Origin of the sequence: Candidatus Aeolococcus gillhamiae (genome assembly GCF_016464765.1) — a bacterium.
GTDB lineage: Bacteria > Chloroflexota > Dormibacteria > Aeolococcales > Aeolococcaceae > Aeolococcus > Aeolococcus gillhamiae.
Window position 1 is genome coordinate 1 of the sequence record NZ_JAEKNS010000126.1, and the last position, 16,779, is coordinate 16,779.

Genomic DNA, 16,779 nt, shown 5'->3' on the forward strand with positions numbered 1-16,779 from the left:
AGAGTGAACAGTCAACCCGGCGCCGCCGACCAGATCTGGTACGGTTGCGCGCGGTTCCCGGAGGAAACAAGTGAATGTCATCGACCTGCTCCAACGCGAGCAGGAGAAGCCGGAGGTTCCGGTTCTGCGCTCCGGCGACACCGTGCGCGTGCACGTGAAGGTCGTCGAGGGAACCCGCGAACGCATCCAGGTGTTCGAGGGAGTGGTCATCGCCGTCAACGGCACCACTGGGCTGCACACAAGCTTCACTGTGCGCCGTGTTTCGCACGGCGTCGGCGTGGAGCGCACCTTTCTTGTGCACTCTCCGCGGCTCGACCGCATCGAGGTTCTTCGCCACGGCGACGTGCGCCGGGCCAAGCTGTATTACCTGCGCGAGAAGGTGGGCAAGCGGGCCCGCATCCGCGAGCGACGTGAGCCGATCGGCGGCTCGTCGATGACCAGCCGCCGCGAGGCCGCTGACCCGGCCGTGGTTCCTAGCGACGGCGAGCTGGTCGACGAGCTCGACGAGATCCCGGTGAGCGAGCCGGACGGCGCACCCGAGGAGACCGTCGAGCCCGCGATGGTTGAGGAAACGGCGCCGGCCGCCACCACACCTGCCAAGGGAAAGCCGGTCGAGGTCGCCGCCGGGGACGCGGAGACCGACAACGGCTGACCGCGTGCGTCGCGCTCCGGAACAGCTGCCCCCCGCTCGCCCGCTGCGCGAGCGGGTCGGCCACGCCGGCGAAAACCTGGCCCTGCATCACCTCAAGGAGCAGGGCTTCCGCATCCTGGCCCGCGACTGGCGCAGCCGGATCGGACAGATCGACATCGTCGCGGAGGATGGCGAGACCCTCGTCCTGGTCGAGGTCAAGGCGCGTCGCGGGGTCGGCTTCGGCCTGCCCGAGGAGGCCGTCGACGCGCGCAAGCGTCACAAGTTGCGCCTGCTGCTCGAGACGTACCGCTCCGCGACCAAGCGGCAGAAGCAGCCGTGCCGCATCGACGTCCTCGGGCTGGTGCTCGACGAGCATCTCGCCGTGACGCGCTGCGAGCACATCAGGAACGCCGTCCAGGACGACTGAAGCCCGTTCGACATACACAAAGCAGTGTATGTATCATACGCCGCATGCTCGCCCGCGCCACCGCCTGCAGCGTTCACGGCCTCGCCGGCGTCCCGGTGATGGTCGAGGCAGATGTGGCCAACGGCTTGCCCTGCTTCACGATCGTCGGTCTCACCGACCGCGCCATCCAGGAGGCGCGCGAGCGGGTCAAGGCTGCGATCCGCAACTCCGGCTTTGAGTACCCGCAGCGGAGGCTCACCGTGAACCTAGCGCCGGCCGAGGTCCCCAAGGAGGGGACTGGCTTCGACCTGGCCATCGCCATGGCCATCCTGTGCCTCGACAACAGAGCGCTGCGGCTGGACGGCCAGGCGTTCATCGGTGAGCTGGCGCTGGACGGGTCGGTCCGTCCGGTCACCGGCGTGCTGCCCATGGCACGCTGCCTGCGAGCAGCGGGAGTGCGCCGGCTTGCCGTCGCCGAGGAGAACGCCGCCGAGGCCGCGCTCGTCGACTCGCTCGAGGTGGTGGGCGTGTCGTCGCTGCCCCGATGCGTCGGACACCTCGACGGCAGCGCCCCACTGCCCCTGGCCTCCCCGGGCGAGCCGCCGCCGGCGGAGGAGACCACCGACCTGCGCGAGGTGCGCGGCCAGGAGCAGGCCAAGCGCGCGCTGGAGATTGCGGCCGCGGGTGGCCACAACCTGCTGATGGTGGGGCCGCCGGGGAGCGGAAAGACCATGCTGGCGCAGGCGTTCTGCTCGCTCCTGCCCGACCTCGACAGTCACCAGTCCCTCGACGTCGCCGCCCTCTACTCGCTGCGCGGGGCGCTCCGCGAGCGTCCGCCCACCGCCACCCGACCGCCCTTCCGTGCGCCCCACCACTCGGTGTCGCGCGCCGGTCTGATCGGCGGCGGTAGCGGGCTGGCCCGCCCCGGTGAGATCAGCCTCGCGCACCATGGCGTGCTGTTCCTCGACGAGGTCTGTGAGTTCGCGCGGAGTCACCTCGAAGCACTGCGCCAGCCGCTCGAGGAGCGCACCGTGAGCGTGGTTCGCTCACGCGGCGCCGTACAGTTCCCGGCGGACTTCATGCTGGTCGCCGCCGCCAACCCGTGTCCGTGCGGACACCTGGGCGACGAGACCGGGTGCACCTGCACGCCGCGCGCGCTCGCGGAGTACTCGAGCCGGTTGAGCGGGCCCATCCGCGACCGCATCGACCTCGTCATCGATGTTCCTCGGCAGCGCTTCGGCGACCTGTTCGACGGCCAATCGGGCGAGTCCTCACCGACGGTGCGCGAGCGCGTGCGAACGGCACGTGCCCGTCAACGACGCCGCAATCCGGCGGCGATGCGAGGGGCGCGGAACGCCGCGCTCGACGGCGCTGTGCTGCGGGATGCGGCCGACGCAACCCCGAGTGCCACGCGCCTCCTCGCGCTCGCCGGTGAGCGCCTGCAGCTCAGCGCGCGCGGCTTCTTCCGGGTGCTGCGCGTGGCCCGCACCATCGCCGACCTGCGCGGTGCCGCCGAGGTGGGCGAGAGCGACGTCGGCGAGGCGCTGCGGTTTCGCGGCGAGGCACCGCCGCGGTGAGCGTCCCCGTCGCGGCGCGCCGGCTGCGCCGGGGTGAACCGGGCTGGCCGGAGCGGCTCGAGCACCTCGACTGTCCCCCGGAGGCGCTGTGGGTACGAGGCACATTGCCGGCGGCCGGCGCGCCATGCGTCGCCGTTGTCGGGTCGCGGCGGGCCACCCCGGGCGGCCTGCTCACCGCGCATGACATCGCCGTTGACCTCGCGGCCGCCGGGGTGACCGTGGTGAGCGGCATGGCCCGAGGGATCGACGGTGCCACTCATCGCGGTGCGCTGCACGGCGGCGGCAGCACCATCGCCGTGCTCGGCTGCGGCATCGAGGTGTGCTACCCGGGCGAGCACCTCGAGCTCCGCGAGCAGATCGCCGCGCACGGCTGCGTGGTCTCGGAGGATGGCGGCAGCGAGCTCCCGCTCGCGTGGCGGTTCCCGCGGCGCAATCGCATCATCGCGGCACTCGCCGAGGCCGTGGTGGTGGTCGAGGCAACCGCGCGGAGCGGTGCCCTGAGCACTGCCCGCTGGGCCGCCGACCTCGGTCGTGAGGTACTCGCGGTGCCGGGCTCGATTCGGAACCCCAGCTCCGCCGGGACGAACTTCCTCATCCGCGACGGCGTGCGCCCCTACCTCGGCATCGCCGACCTCTTCGAGGCGGTCCCGGCGCTTCGGCGCTGCATGACCGCGCGGGCCGTGGATCGCCCCGCCCTCGAGGCGCTCGACCGGTCCGCCGGAGGCGCTGACCCGCTCCTCGGCCGGGTCCTCGACCAACTCACCGCCGACCCCGTCCACCCAGACGACCTGGCCGCCGCCCTGGGAGTCGGGGTGGCCGCTCTGGCGAGCGCACTGACCACCCTCCAACTGCGTGGCGCCATCACCGATGTTTGCGGAGGCCGCGTTGCGCGTACCTTTTAAGGACCCTGCCTCCCCGCCCTGAGCCCGGAGCGGCACCTCCGACCCGTTGTTATCATCCGGCCGGCCTCGGTTCCCGCCGGCCGCCCCCGCGCCGCAACGCGCGACACTCCCCTCCAAGAATGCCCAACCGCCTGATCATCGTCGAGTCCCCATCCAAAGCACGCACCCTCGCCAAGTTCCTCGGCGCCGGGTACACGGTGAAGGCGTCCATGGGCCACGTCCGCGATCTCCCCAAGTCGAAGATCGGGGTGGACATCGACGCCGGCTTCGTGCCCGAGTACCAGGTGATCAAGGGCAAGGAGAAGCAGATCAAGGAGCTGCAGGCCGCCTCACGCAAGGCCGATAGCACGCTTCTCGCCGCCGACCCCGACCGCGAGGGTGAGGCGATCGCCTGGCACATCGCCCAGGCGCTCAAGCTCGATGACCCCGACCGGGTGGTGTTCCACGAGATCACGAAGGGTGCGGTCGAGGCCGCGCTCGCCGAGCCGCGCAAGATCGACCGCGGCCTCGTCTCCGCCCAGGAGGCCCGCCGCGTCATCGACCGCCTGGTCGGCTACAAGCTCAGCCCGCTGCTGTGGCGCAAGGTCCGCACCGGCCTGTCGGCCGGGCGCGTGCAATCCGTCGCCGTGCGCCTTGTGGTCGACCGGGAGGCCGAGATCGATGCCTTCGTCACCAAGGAATCGTGGACGGTCGACGCCATCCTCGAGAAGGACAAGGCCGCCTTCGCGGCGAGGCTGGTCGGCAAGCGCGGCGAGTCGCCGGCGGCCGACGTCGACAAGCTCGAGCTCGGCACCGAGGCGGAGGCCAGGACGGTCGCCGACGCGCTGGGCATCGACGCCGACGGCCGCGCGACCGCGGCCACTCCAGCGTTCACGGTCGAGGGCATCGAGGCCCGCGAGACCTCACGCCAGGCGCCGATCCCCTACACGACGAGCACCCTGCAACAGGACGCCAGCACACGTCTGCGCCTCTCGCCGCGGCGCACCATGAGCATGGCCCAGCAGCTCTACGAGGGCCTCGAGCTGGGCAGCGCCGGCCCGGTGGGCCTGATCACCTACATGCGCACCGATTCGACCAGGATCAGCGACGTCGCCAAGGGGCAGGCTGCCGACCACATCGTCATCCAGTTTGGCAAGGAGTACCTGCGGGGGACGCCCGCCAGGCAGCGCGCCGCTGCCGGCAACATCCAGGACGCCCACGAGGCGGTGCGGCCCACCGACGTGGCCAGGACCCCCGAGTCGCTGCGCGACCAGCTCGACCCCGCCCAGTACCGCCTCTACGACCTCATCTGGCGCCGCTTTGTGGCCAGCCAGATGGCGGCGGCGCGATTCCTCAACACCCGCGCCTCGCTCGCCGCCGGCGAGTACCTGTTCCGGGCCAGCGGCTCGGTGCTCCAGTTCGACGGCTTCCAGAAGGTGTGGAAGCGCGATGATGAGAAGGACAAGGATCGCGAGGAGCACGTGCTGCCCGCGCTGCAGAGCGGTGAGCGGCTGCCCTGCGTCGACTTCCGCCGCGAGCAGCACTTCACGCAGCCGCCACCACGCTACACCGAGGCCTCCCTCATCAAGGAGCTCGAGGAGCGCGGCATCGGCCGGCCGTCGACGTACGCGCCCACCATCGAGGTGATCCAGGAGCGCAACTACGTGCGCCAGGAGGAGCGCCGCCTGCACCCGACCGAGCTCGGCAAGACAGTCGATGGGGTGCTGCGCGAGCACTTCCCGGCGATCGTCGACGTCGACTTCACCGCCGAGATGGAGAAGCGGCTCGACGGCATCGAGGAGGGGACGCGTCAGTACGAGCCCACCATCCGCGAGTGGTACGACCCGTTCGCGGTCACGCTGAGCAAGGCCGAGGCCAACATGGAGCGGGTCAAGGTGCCCGCCCGTGACACCGGCGAGCTCTGCCCGCAGTGCGGGGAGGGATCGCTGGTCATCCGTGAAGGCAAGTTCGGCGAGTTCACGGGATGCTCGCGCTACCCGGAATGCGACTACATCAAGGACCGCAAGGCCGCGGCCGAGCCCACCGGCGAGATGTGCCCGGAGTGCGGCAAGCCGCTGGTGCTGCGCCAGGGCCGCCGCGGGCCTTTCGTCGGCTGCTCCGGGTACCCAGGCTGCCGCCACATCAAGGGCGACGCGCCGGCGGTGGCCGCCGACGGCAGCAGTGCCGCGGCCGCACCCGCCGAGGAGCTCGGACCCTGCCCCGACTGTGGCAAGCCCCTGGCCCGGCGCAGCGGTCGCCGGGGCAGCTTCGTCGGCTGCACCGGGTACCCGTCCTGCAAGTACATCCAGGCCGGCAGCAACCAGGCCGGCCCGAGCGCCGGCGCTTCGGCGGAGCCCACCGGCGAGATGTGCCCGAAGTGCGGCAAGCCGCTGGTCAAGCGCCAGGGACGGTACGGCCCTTTCGTGAGCTGCTCTGGCTACCCGGGCTGCAAGTACCGTCCTCCGAAGGCTGCCGCGGCGGAGAAGGTGGGCGCGAGGTGAACGCGTTCCACGCCACCACAATCGTGGCGGTGAAGCGGGGTGGTCAGGTGGCGATCGCCGGCGACGGACAGGTCACCGTCGGGGACGTGGTCATGAAGCATCGGGCCGTCAAGGTGCGCCGGCTGTTCAACGAGAGGGTGGTGGTCGGCTTCGCCGGGACTGTCGCCGACGCCTTCACCCTCTTCGACAAGTTCGAGCAGCACCTCGAGAGGCACCAGGGCAACCTGCTGCGCGCCGCCGTCGGGCTGAGCAAGGAGTGGCGCACCGACAAGTACCTGCGCCACCTCGAGGCCATGCTGATCGCCGCCGACGAGGAGCACCTTCTCCTGCTCAGCGGCGACGGCGAGATCATCGAGCCCGACGAGAACATCACCGCCATCGGCAGCGGCGGTCCGTTCGCGCACGCCGCTGCCCGCGCGCTCATGGAGAACACCGAGCTGGGCGCGACCGAGGTCGCCCGTAAGGCGCTCGAGATCGCCGCACAGCTCTGCATCTACACCAACGACAACATCTCGGTGGAGACGCTGGCCACCTCGGACGCGAAGCCGGCGTGACCGACCAGCTCACCACGGTCGTCGAGCTCGAGCCGGATGGAGTCGATGGAGGTGGCGACCCGCAAGGGCCGCCCGCGGCGCCGTTGGAACAGCTCGGCGGCGCTGCCGAATCGCCCGAGGAGCTGAGGCCCGTCGACATCGTGCGTCGGCTCGATGAGTACATCATCGGCCAGCAGGCCGCCAAGCGCTCGGTAGCAATCGCGCTGCGCAACCGCATCCGCCGGCAGCGCCTCACCGACGAGATGCGCGAAGAGGTCCTGCCCAAGAACATCCTCATGATCGGGCCCACCGGCGTCGGCAAGACGGAGATCGCTCGGCGACTGGCGCGCCTCACCAACTCGCCCTTCCTGAAGGTCGAGGCGACCAAGTTCACCGAGGTCGGTTACGTCGGCCGCGACGTCGAGTCGATCATCCGCGACCTTCTCGAGCAGACCATCACCGAGGTGCACAACGGTCGCATCGCCGATGTCGAGGACCGTGCCCGCGCGGCCGCCGCAGCGCGCATCGTCGACGCGCTCGTCGAGGCGGAGGAGCACGCGCAGCGGCCCAAGGCGACCGCGGCCACGGATGCCGCCACCGCCGCCGTCGGGGATGACGTCGCAGGTCAGCGGCGTCTCCGGTTGGTGCGTCGGCGCATGGAACGACGCCTGGCGGCCAACAAGCTCGAGGACAAGCTCATCGACATCGAGGTGGAGGAGCCGTTCCAGCCAGCGCTCGAAGGCTTTGCGGGCACCGGACTCGAGGAGGTGGGCACGTCGTTGTCGGACTTCTTCTCGCAGATGGCTCCGCCGCGCAAGCGCAGCAAACGCATGACCGTCGCCGACGCGCGCACCACGCTCATCGAGGAGGAGACGGACCGCCTCGTCGACATGGACCGCGTCTACGACGACGCCATCCGCGCCGTCGAGGACGACGGCATCGTCTTCGTCGACGAGGTCGACAAGATCTGCGGCCAGCGCAGCGAGCACGGCCCCGATGTCAGCGGCGAGGGTGTGCAGCGCGACCTGCTCCCGCTGCTCGAGGGTTCGACCGTCAACACCCGCTACGGACCGGTGCACACCGACCACATCCTCTTCATCGCCGCCGGCGCGTTCACGATGTCGCGACCCAGCGACCTCATCCCCGAGATGCAGGGACGGTTCCCGATCCGCGTCGAGCTGAGCAGCCTCTCCCAGGCCGACCTCGAACGCATCCTGGTGGAGCCGTCCAACGCGCTGACCAAGCAGTACACCGCCCTGCTCGGCACCGAGGGCGTCGACCTGCGCTTCAACCCCGCCGGCATTGCCGAGATCGCGCGCCAGGCCCACGCCGTCAACGAGCAGGACGAGAACATCGGCGCCCGTCGCCTCTTCACCATCCTGGAGAAGGTCCTCGAGGAGATCTCCTTCCGAGCAGAGGACTTCACCGCCATGCCGGTGGAGGTCACCGCAGAGTACGTGAGCTCCCGGCTGGCCGATCTCGTACGCAACGACGATGTCAGGAAATACGTCCTCTGAGGAACCGGGACGTCCGGGACGGAGGGCGCTGACGAGGACACATCTCCGCAGTCGCGAGTTCTGCAGGCGCCCGAGGCCGTGTCGGACGCGAACAGCGTTCGACGCGGCCGCCAATGGCGCCGAAGCCTGTTTGAGCAGCAAGGAGATGTGTCCTCGTCAGCCCCCGCCATGGTCGCGACTGGCCCCTTCCCAGTTCCCTGTTAGACTCGCCCACATTACACACGCTCCGATCACGTCCTCACGGGTGCTCCTCAGGGAGTCGTGACGGCGGTCTATCCGGGGCGGAGGAACACACACCAATCTCAGGAGGCACGCCATGCCGGCGGTGACCCTCCGCCAGCTGCTCGAGGCCGGAGTTCACTTCGGCCACCAGACCAGCCGGTGGAACCCCCAGATGCGCCCGTACATCTTCACGGCGCGCAACGGCATCCACATCATCGACCTCAAGCAGACGCAGGAGCGTCTCGACGAGGCCTGCGCCTTTCTGCGCCAGCTCGTCGCCGACGGCGAGAAGGTACTTTTCGTGGGCACCAAGAAGCAGGCCCAGGATGCCATCGAAGAGGCCTGCGGGCGCAGCGGCCAGTACTACGTCACGCATCGCTGGATGGGCGGCATGCTCACCAACTTCCCGGTCATCCAGCGTCGGCTTCGCCGCCTGCTCGACCTCCGCGCCATGCAGGAGAAGGGCGACTTCGAGCGCATGGGGACCAAGGAGGCCAATGTCCACCGCGACGACCTCGACAGGCTTGAGGCCAACTTCGCGGGCATGGTCAACATGAAGCGGGTTCCCGGCGCCCTCTTCGTGATCGACTGCAAGAAGGAGCGCCTCGCCGTGAGCGAGGCCAACAAGCTGGGTATCCCCATCGTCGCCATCGTCGACACCAACTGCGATCCCAACGAGATCCAGCACGTGATCCCGGGCAACGACGACGCCATCCGCGCCTGCAAGCTGATCGTCAACACGGTCACCGAGGCCATCGTTGAGGGCCAGCAGCTGCTCGGCGAGCGCGAGCTGCGCGAGCAGGAGGAGCTGGCCGCCCGCGAGCGTCAGGAGCGGGAGGCCGCTGAGCGCGCTGCCGCCGCCGTCCCGGCGGCCAGCGACGGTGACGGCACCGCCGAGGTTGCGCTCGAGGAGTTCGCAGGAGCCAGCGCCGCCGCAGCCCCGGACGCCCCCTGATGGCTGAGGTCACCGCCGCCCAGGTCAAGGAGCTGCGCGAGCTGACCGGGGCTGGGATGATGGACTGCAAGCGCGCGCTGGTCGAGACCGACGGCGACGTCGAGAAGGCCAAGGACTGGCTTCGCGCCAAAGGGATGGCCCGCGCCGCCGACAAGGCGCACCGGGCCACGAGCGAGGGCATCGTCGAGTCGTACGTCCATGGCGGCGGTGTCTCCGGCCAGAAGCTCGGCGTGCTCCTCGAGGTCAACTGCGAGTCGGACTTCGTGGCCAAGACCGACGACTTCCGCCAGCTCGCCAAGGAGCTCGCCCTCCAGGTCGCCGGACGCTCGCCGCTGTTCGTCCGCCGCGAGGACGTTCCCCCGGTGATCGTGGAGCGTGAGCGCGCCGTGTTCCTTGCCCAGGTCGTTGACAAGCCCGCCAACATCCAGGAAAAGATCGTCGAGGGCAAGCTCGACGCGTACTTCGCGGAGGTGTGCCTCCTCGAGCAACCGTACGTTCGCGATGAAAAGGGCAAGAAGAAGGTGAGCGAGCTCGTCAACGAAGCCGTCGCCAAGCTCAAGGAGAACATCACCATCTCGCGTTTCGCGCGCTTCCAGGTGGGCGAGAGCGCCACCGTCACCGGCGATCGCTCGGTAGCGCAGGAGGACGACGCCCCCGCGTCGGCGGCGAGCTGAGCGGCCCGGTCGAGGTCGCCGAGGTGGTTGTCCCCGGCCACGGCACAGCCAACGAACCCGCGCCCGTGTACTCGCGCGTCGTCCTCAAGCTGAGCGGCGAGGCGCTGCTCGGCGGTCAGCGCAACTTCGGCATCCACCACGACACCGTGCGGCGGATCGCCGAGGAGATCGGCAGGGTGCATGCCCGCGGCGTCGAGATCGCTGTGGTCATCGGCGGCGGCAACATCGTGCGCGGCGTGGAGGCGAGCAACCACGGTCTTGACCGTGTCGCAGGTGACTACATGGGCATGCTCGCCACAGTCATCAACGCGCTGGCGTTGCGCGACGCCCTGGAGCGGCTCGACATCCAGACGCGCGTGCAGTCGGCCATCGCCATGCAGCAGGTTGCCGAACCGTTCATCCCGCGACGGGCCATCCGTCACCTCGAAAAGGGCCGCGTCGTGATCCTGGCCGCGGGCACGGGGAACCCCTTCTTCACCACCGACACCACCGCGGCGCTGCGAGCGGCTGAGATCGGTGCTGACGTCCTGCTCAAGGCCACCAAGGTCGATGGCATCTACACTGCCGACCCCCTCAAGGATCCGAGCGCAGCGCGTCTGCACCACCTCTCGTACATGGACGTGCTCAACCGCGGTCTCGCGGTGATGGACAACACGGCGCTGACGCTGTGCATGGACAACGGCACGCCGATCGTCGTGTTCGATCTGCTCGCCGAGGGCAGCATCGATCGCGTGGTGCTCGGCGAGGACATCGGCACGCGCGTTGACGCGGACGGCGGCAGCGCATGAGCGATCGCACCCGCTCCGAGGATTCGCAGGCGCAGATCCAGGAGCGTCTCGACGACGCTTCGGCGCGGATGGAGAAGAGCATCGAGTCCCTCCACAAGGAGCTCGGCGGCATCCGTACCGGTCGCGCCACCCCGGCGCTGGTGGACCGTGTGCAGGTCGACTACTACGGCACAGCCACGGCGCTGCAGAGCATCGCCGGGATCACCGCTCCGGAGGCGCGGCTGCTGCTCATCCAACCGTATGACCGCAACTCCATCGCCGCCATCGAGAAGGCGCTGCAGAAGAGCGAGCTCGGGCTCAACCCGAGCAATGACGGCCAGGTGATCCGCATCGCCATCCCTCAGCTCACCGAGGATCGTCGCCGCGAGTTCGCCAAGCTTGTCAAGCAGCGCGCCGAGGAGGCTCGCATCGCGGTCCGCAACATCCGTCGCGACGAGGTGGACCATCTGCGCAAGCTCGAGAAGGAGGGCCACGTCTCCAAGGACGAGATCGAGCGCAACATCGCCACCGTCCAGCACATCACCGACGGCTTCGTCGGCCGAGTTGACGATCTCGCCCAGAAGAAGGAGGCTGAGATCCTCGAGGTCTGACCTCGAGCCCTGTCTCCTGCCGAAACCGCGTCCTGGAGCGAGGCGTTCAGTTCACAGACATGCAGCGACCGCCAGCGCCAGCCGCCATCCCCGAGCCGTCCAGGCCGGAGCTGCCCCGCCACATCGGGATCATCATGGACGGCAACGGTCGCTGGGCGCGGCGGCGGCACCTTCCCCGCGCCGCCGGCCATCGCGCCGGCGTGGCGACCATCCGGCCGGTCATGGAAGCCTGCCATGCGGCCGGCGTGCACATCCTCACCCTCTACGCGTTCAGCACCGAGAATTGGTCACGGCCACGCCACGAGGTGGCGGCCCTGATGCAGCTGTTCGGGGACACCATCGATTCCGAGGTCGGCGAGATGCACGCCGAGGGCATCCAGATCCGCGCCATCGGCGACCGGAGCAAGCTGAGCCCGCGCCTGCAGCAGAAGGTCAGGGCCGCTGAGGAGCTGACCAGCCAAAACACCCGCGCCGTGCTCAACGTGGCCATCAACTACGGTGGCCGGCACGAGATCGTCGCGGCGGTTCGCGACCTCGCCTCGCGCGGGGTGGACCTCACCGCCCTGGACACGGAGACGCTGGCCGGCGCCCTGTACACCGCCGGACTGCCCGACCCCGACCTCATCGTCCGCACCGCCGGTGAGATGCGCATCAGCAACTTCATGCTCTGGCAGGCGGCCTACGCCGAGATCTACGTCACGGAGACGCTCTGGCCGGATTTCGACGCCGCCGCCATTGAGCACGCCCTCGGCGCCTATGCCGGGAGGGACCGTCGTTTCGGCGCCGTGCCCGAGGCGCCGGGGCGAATGGAGGAGGCGATCGTGGCGCCGGCGTCGCTCTGAGCGATTCCTCGTTCGCCCGGGAGAACCCGGCGACCGGTGTCGCGGCGACCCCGGCGGTTGCCGCCCCCACCAGCGTGGCGGTGCGCTGGATCTCCGGCGTCCTCCTCCTCGTGCTCGTCGCCGGCGCGGTGGCGGCGGGCGGATCGCTGTTCGTCGCCGTCGTCGCAGCCGCGGCCGCCGTCGGCGCCTGGGAGTTTGCCGGGCTGGCCGCCCGGCTCGACGCGCGCCCGCCGCTGTGGCTGTTGCTGCCGCTGACGGTCTGGCTGGCCATCCGCTACGCGGTCCCCGGATCCCCGCCGGCGCTGGACATCGGCCTTGGCGCCGGCCTGGTCGCAGGGATCGTGGGCCTGGTGGCGACCGGTTCCAGCTGGCGCGGTTGGATGGCGGCCCTGGCCGGGGCGGTGTACGTGGGCTTTTCCCTCGGCTACTACGTAGCCCTGCTCACCTGGCGTCCCTCCGACCACCGCTTCGGCATCGCGGCACTGGCCGTCCCCGTGGCCGCGGTGATCGTCTGCGACACCGCCGCATACCTCGTCGGTAGTGCATTCGGCCGTCGCCCCTTCTTCCCCCAGCTCTCCCCGCGGAAGTCGCTGGAAGGGGCGGTCGCCGGCCTGGTGGGCGCTGTGGCCATCGCCGCCGTCCTTGGCGCGGCATATCTCGGGATCAGCCCCTGGGTGGGCGCCGCCGAGGGCCTGCTCGTCGCCGTCGTCGCCCAGGCGGGTGACCTCGCCGAGTCGGCCCTGAAGCGTCAGGGTGGCGCCAAGGACTCGAGCAACCTGATCCCGGGCCACGGCGGCCTCCTCGACCGTCTCGACAGCATCGTGCTTGTGGCCCCCGCGGTGTACTGCTTCTACCGGCTCATCTCGCTAGCGTGAGGGCTGCGCCGCGGAATGTTCGCGGAGAATGAGGGTGTGACCACCATCCCGCCGGTTGCGGAGGTTCGGCGACGCCGGGTCGTCCTCCTCGGTGCCACCGGTTCCATCGGGCGCCAGTGCTGCGACGTCATCGCGCGGTTCCCCGAGCGCTTCGAGCTGGTCGGCGCCGCCGCGGGGAGCGACGTCGACGGCCTCACCGCCGTGGTCGAGCGGTTCGGGGTGGCCCGCTCTGCCGTCCTGGCGCCGGCAGCCGCCATCAGCCGTCCGGGCACGATGGGGTCGGGGCAGGCCGCCGTGTGCGAGGTGGCGGCGATGGAGTGCGACGTGGTCTGCGTCGCCATCCCCGGCGCGGCCGCCCTGGCCCCCACCCTGGCCGCGGTCGACGCCGGCCGCACAACCGCCACCGCCACCAAGGAGGTCCTGGTGATGGCCGGCGAGCTGGTCAAGGCGCGGGCCGCAGCGACCGGGGCGCGCATCCTCCCCGTCGACAGCGAGCACAGCGCGCTCTGGCAGTGCCTCCGTGGTGAGGCTGCCGGCAGCGTGCGACGGCTCGTCCTGACGGCCAGCGGAGGGCCGTTCCGCGAGCGTGACCCGGCGACTTTCGCGCAGATCACCGTCGAGGAGGCGTTGCGCCATCCCACCTGGACCATGGGTCCCAAGGTCACCATCGACTCGGCGACGATGATGAACAAGGGCCTGGAGATCATCGAGGCCCACTTCCTCTTCGACATGCCGTACCCGCGCATCGGGGTGGTCATCCACCCGCGCAGCATCGTGCATTCGTTCGTCGAGTTCATCGACGGTGCGGTCGTCGCCCAGCTCGGCGTGCCCGACATGCGCGTTCCCATCGCCCTGGCGATCGCCGACGGGGAGCGGCTGCCGGGCATCGCTCCGCACGTCCAGCTGACCGACGGCCACCCGCTCGAGTTCTTCGCGGTCGACGGCGATCGGTTCCCAGCCGTTGACCTGGCCCGGACAGCGGGGGAGAGAGGTGGGGTCGCGCCGGCGGCCCTCAACGCGGCCAACGAGGTGGCGGTCGCGGCCTTCCTCGACCACCGGATCGGCTACGACGGGATCGTGCCGCTCGTCGCCGAGGCCGTCGGTTCCGCGCCCGCGGTGGTGACGCCGTCGCTCGAGGATATCCTCGAGGCGGACGCGTGGGCGCGAGATTTTGCGACCGCCCGGCTCGCCAGCGTGGTCAGCCCGGCGTGATCCTCGACGTTCTGGCGGTGGTCGGCGCGATCATCCTGGTGCTGCTCTCGGTGGTGCTGGTCCACGAGGGCGGTCACTTCCTGGTGGCCAAACTGAGCGGCATTCGCGTCGACGAGTTCTCGGTGGGCTTCGGCCCCCGCATCGCCGCCAGGACGCTCGGGGAGACGACGTACTCGCTGCGGATCATCCCTGCCGGCGGATACGTGCGCATGGCCGGCATGCTCGGCCTCGAGGGCGAGGCGGACGCCGGCGAGCGCAACTTCTACCGGGCGACCATCCCCAAGCGGCTGGCCACGATCATGGCCGGCGTCGCCGCCAACATGATCTTCGCCGGCCTCCTGTTCACGGTCATCTTCGCCTGGCCCAACGCCTCGCACATCCAGCCGGGAGCGGCCGCGCAGCTCGCCGGCCTGCACGACGGCGACGTCATCGTCAGCGTCGACGCCCAACCAATTCGGCACGACACCGCCGCGCACGTCTCCAGCGACCTGCATGCGGCCACCGCGAAAGCGCAGGGGCAACCCATGACGGTGGTGTATTCGAGCGGGGGCACCGCGCACACCGCGCGGATCGCCCCATCGCTGATCATCGTCAACGGCATCCAGCCGCCGGGCACAGCCTCCCCGGGTCCCGGGGCCACTCCGGCACCGACCGCCACTGCTGGCGCGGTGCGCACCATCGCCACCATCCCGGTCGGCCTGGAGTTCGTCGTCACCGCCGTCAACGGCCAGCCCGTCTCTGCGGGTGACCCGGCCCAGCTCCTCGCCGGCAGCACCCCGGCGCTGATCTCTGGGTTCGTGATCAACGACGACGGCACGCGCGGGGCGAGCTACACCAACCTCAGGGCGTCGGGCGTGAGCGACGGCAGTGGTGGCGACGGTGCCATCCAGGCGGCCTGGCGCCTGGGCGTCTCGCCCAACTTCGACGGCGAGGCACTCCCCCAGGCGCTGGGCGACGGCTTCGGCCAGATCCCGACATTCGTCACCACCACAGTGAAGGACCTCGCCAACCTCGTCACCAACCCCAAGAGCGGGGGCATCACCGGCCCGCAGGGGCTGTCCGGGCCGGTTGGCATCGTCCGCCAGACGGTGACGGCGACGCACCAGGGCGGCCGCTCGCTGACGTACTGGATCGCGTTTATCAGCATGAACCTCGGCCTCGTCAACATCCTGCCGATCCCGTTCCTGGACGGCGGCAAGGCGGTGCTGATTCTCATCGAGGCGATCCGCCGCCGCCGCCTCGATCCGCGTCGCGAGGCGATGATCTACGCGGTGGGCCTTGCGCTCGTGGTCGTCTTCGTCATCTATGTCACCATCGGAGACGTGAGCAGGCCCGGATGAGCAGCGTGATCAATCGGCGACCCACCGTTCCTGTCAACGTCGGCGGCGTTGTCGTCGGCGGCGCTGCACCCATCCCGGTGCAGACCATGACCAAGACGCAGACCGAGGACGTCGCGGCCACTCTTGCGCAGATCGAGCGCGCCGCCAAGGCGGGAGCCGACATCATCCGCGTGACGTGCGACACCCCCGAGGCGGGGGTGGCCATGCGCGAGATCGTCAAGGGCTCGCCGATCCCGGTGATCGCCGATGTCCATTACGACGCGCCGCTGGCGCTGCGCGCGCTCGAGGCGGGCATCGCCTGCCTGCGGCTCAACCCCGGCAACATCACCGACCCGACCAAGGTTCGCGACATCGCCAGGGAGGCCGCGGCACGCGACGTACCCATCCGGATCGGGGTCAACAGCGGCAGCATCCCGCAGCGCAAGGACCTCGCCCGAGGCCGCGGGGTCACCATCGACGAGACCGCCGAGCACATGGTCGAGGCAGCCCTCGGCCACATCCGCATCCTCGAGGAGCTGGACTTCCGCAACATCAAGGTGTCGCTCAAGGCGAGTGACGTGCTCACCAACATCGCCGTCAACAGGAAGTTCGCCGCGCTCGGCAACCGCTACCCGCTGCACCTCGGCCTCACCGAGGCAGGCCCCGTCGAGTCCGGCAGCGTCAAGAGCGCCATGGGTATCGGAATCCTTCTCGCGGAAGGCATCGGCGACACCATCCGCGTCTCGCTGGTGGGCGAGCCCGAGGACGAGGTGCGCGTCGGCCGCCAGATCCTCCAGAACCTCAGCGAGAAGGGCAGCGGCCCCAACCTCATCGCCTGCCCCACGTGCGGGCGGCTCGAGATCGACATGTTCCCGATGGTGGCGCGCGTCGAGGAGGCGCTCCGCGAGGTGCGCCGCACCATCAACGTGTCGGTGATGGGATGCGTCGTCAACGGACCCGGCGAGGGGATGCACGCGGACATAGGCATCGCCGGTGGTCGCCAGAAGGGCATCCTCTATCGCGGCGGCAAGGTCATCGCCTCGCTCCCCCAGGAGCAGCTGATCGAGGCGCTCATCGTCGAGCTGAAGGCGATCGCGGCCGAGGACGCGCGGCTCATCGCTGCCGGCGAGCCGCTGCCCACCGGGCTGGGCGACGCGGACGCCACAATGCAGCCGCTCCCGATGGCGACCGTCTAGGACCACGACCACCCTTTCGGGGGATAGGCAACCGCGGTGGCCATGGTCTATAAGATGTGA

15 protein-coding genes and 1 pseudogene are annotated in these 16,779 nt (G+C 70.0%); all 16 read left to right on the top strand.

Features of this window, described 5'->3' with window-relative positions:
- Positions 1-70 precede the first annotated feature (70 nt).
- A pseudogene (rplS, locus tag JF886_RS12275) lies at positions 71-412 on the top strand (50S ribosomal protein L19); the annotation flags it as partial.
- Between the two features lie 244 nt (positions 413-656).
- Positions 657-1,058 carry a YraN family protein gene (locus JF886_RS12280; protein WP_337312862.1) on the top strand — a complete coding sequence of 134 codons (402 nt, stop codon included), beginning with the start codon at positions 657-659 and terminating at the stop codon, positions 1,056-1,058.
- Positions 1,059-1,102: 44 nt separating this feature from the next.
- Positions 1,103-2,614, top strand: coding sequence for a YifB family Mg chelatase-like AAA ATPase (locus JF886_RS12285; protein WP_337312864.1), 1,512 nt, complete (start codon positions 1,103-1,105; stop codon positions 2,612-2,614).
- The gene (gene dprA / locus JF886_RS12290) at positions 2,611-3,516 is read left to right on the top strand and encodes a DNA-processing protein DprA (protein WP_337312866.1); all 906 of its coding nucleotides are present in this window, start codon (positions 2,611-2,613) and stop codon (positions 3,514-3,516) included. Before JF886_RS12285 ends, dprA begins: the two co-directional genes overlap by 4 nt.
- 119 nt (positions 3,517-3,635) lie before the next feature.
- Positions 3,636-5,996 (top strand): type I DNA topoisomerase, encoded by a 2,361-nt coding sequence (topA, locus tag JF886_RS12295; protein WP_337312868.1) that lies wholly within the window; start codon positions 3,636-3,638, stop codon positions 5,994-5,996.
- On the top strand, positions 5,993-6,550 hold the full coding sequence (gene hslV, locus JF886_RS12300) for an ATP-dependent protease subunit HslV (protein ID WP_337312870.1): 558 nt from the start codon (positions 5,993-5,995) through the stop codon (positions 6,548-6,550). Before topA ends, hslV begins: the two co-directional genes overlap by 4 nt.
- Positions 6,547-8,046 (top strand): ATP-dependent protease ATPase subunit HslU, encoded by a 1,500-nt coding sequence (hslU, locus tag JF886_RS12305; protein WP_337312872.1) that lies wholly within the window; start codon positions 6,547-6,549, stop codon positions 8,044-8,046. Before hslV ends, hslU begins: the two co-directional genes overlap by 4 nt.
- 316 nt (positions 8,047-8,362) lie before the next feature.
- Positions 8,363-9,223, top strand: a complete 861-nt coding sequence (gene rpsB, locus JF886_RS12310) for a 30S ribosomal protein S2 (protein ID WP_337312874.1) — start codon at positions 8,363-8,365, stop codon at positions 9,221-9,223.
- Positions 9,223-9,897: a translation elongation factor Ts gene (tsf, locus tag JF886_RS12315; protein ID WP_337312876.1), complete on the top strand. Its 675-nt coding sequence runs from the start codon at positions 9,223-9,225 to the stop codon at positions 9,895-9,897. The genes rpsB and tsf overlap by 1 nt, the downstream gene beginning before the upstream one ends.
- Before the next feature lie 23 nt (positions 9,898-9,920).
- Positions 9,921-10,685 carry a UMP kinase gene (gene pyrH, locus JF886_RS12320; RefSeq protein WP_337312878.1) on the top strand — a complete coding sequence of 255 codons (765 nt, stop codon included), beginning with the start codon at positions 9,921-9,923 and terminating at the stop codon, positions 10,683-10,685.
- A complete protein-coding gene (gene frr / locus JF886_RS12325) occupies positions 10,682-11,275 on the top strand; it encodes a ribosome recycling factor (RefSeq protein WP_337312880.1) in 594 nt (197 codons plus the stop codon). The genes pyrH and frr overlap by 4 nt, the downstream gene beginning before the upstream one ends.
- 59 nt (positions 11,276-11,334) lie before the next feature.
- Positions 11,335-12,117 carry a polyprenyl diphosphate synthase gene (gene uppS, locus JF886_RS12330; RefSeq protein WP_337312882.1) on the top strand — a complete coding sequence of 261 codons (783 nt, stop codon included), beginning with the start codon at positions 11,335-11,337 and terminating at the stop codon, positions 12,115-12,117.
- 80 nt (positions 12,118-12,197) lie between these two features.
- Positions 12,198-12,992: a phosphatidate cytidylyltransferase gene (locus JF886_RS12335; RefSeq protein WP_337312884.1), complete on the top strand. Its 795-nt coding sequence runs from the start codon at positions 12,198-12,200 to the stop codon at positions 12,990-12,992.
- 36 nt (positions 12,993-13,028) lie between these two features.
- A complete protein-coding gene (dxr, locus tag JF886_RS12340; protein WP_337312886.1) occupies positions 13,029-14,204 on the top strand; it encodes a 1-deoxy-D-xylulose-5-phosphate reductoisomerase in 1,176 nt (391 codons plus the stop codon).
- Positions 14,201-15,544 carry a M50 family metallopeptidase gene (locus JF886_RS12345; RefSeq protein ID WP_337312888.1) on the top strand — a complete coding sequence of 448 codons (1,344 nt, stop codon included), beginning with the start codon at positions 14,201-14,203 and terminating at the stop codon, positions 15,542-15,544. The genes dxr and JF886_RS12345 overlap by 4 nt, the downstream gene beginning before the upstream one ends.
- Positions 15,541-16,719 (top strand): flavodoxin-dependent (E)-4-hydroxy-3-methylbut-2-enyl-diphosphate synthase, encoded by a 1,179-nt coding sequence (gene ispG, locus JF886_RS12350; RefSeq protein WP_337312890.1) that lies wholly within the window; start codon positions 15,541-15,543, stop codon positions 16,717-16,719. The genes JF886_RS12345 and ispG overlap by 4 nt, the downstream gene beginning before the upstream one ends.
- Positions 16,720-16,779: the final 60 nt, after the last annotated feature.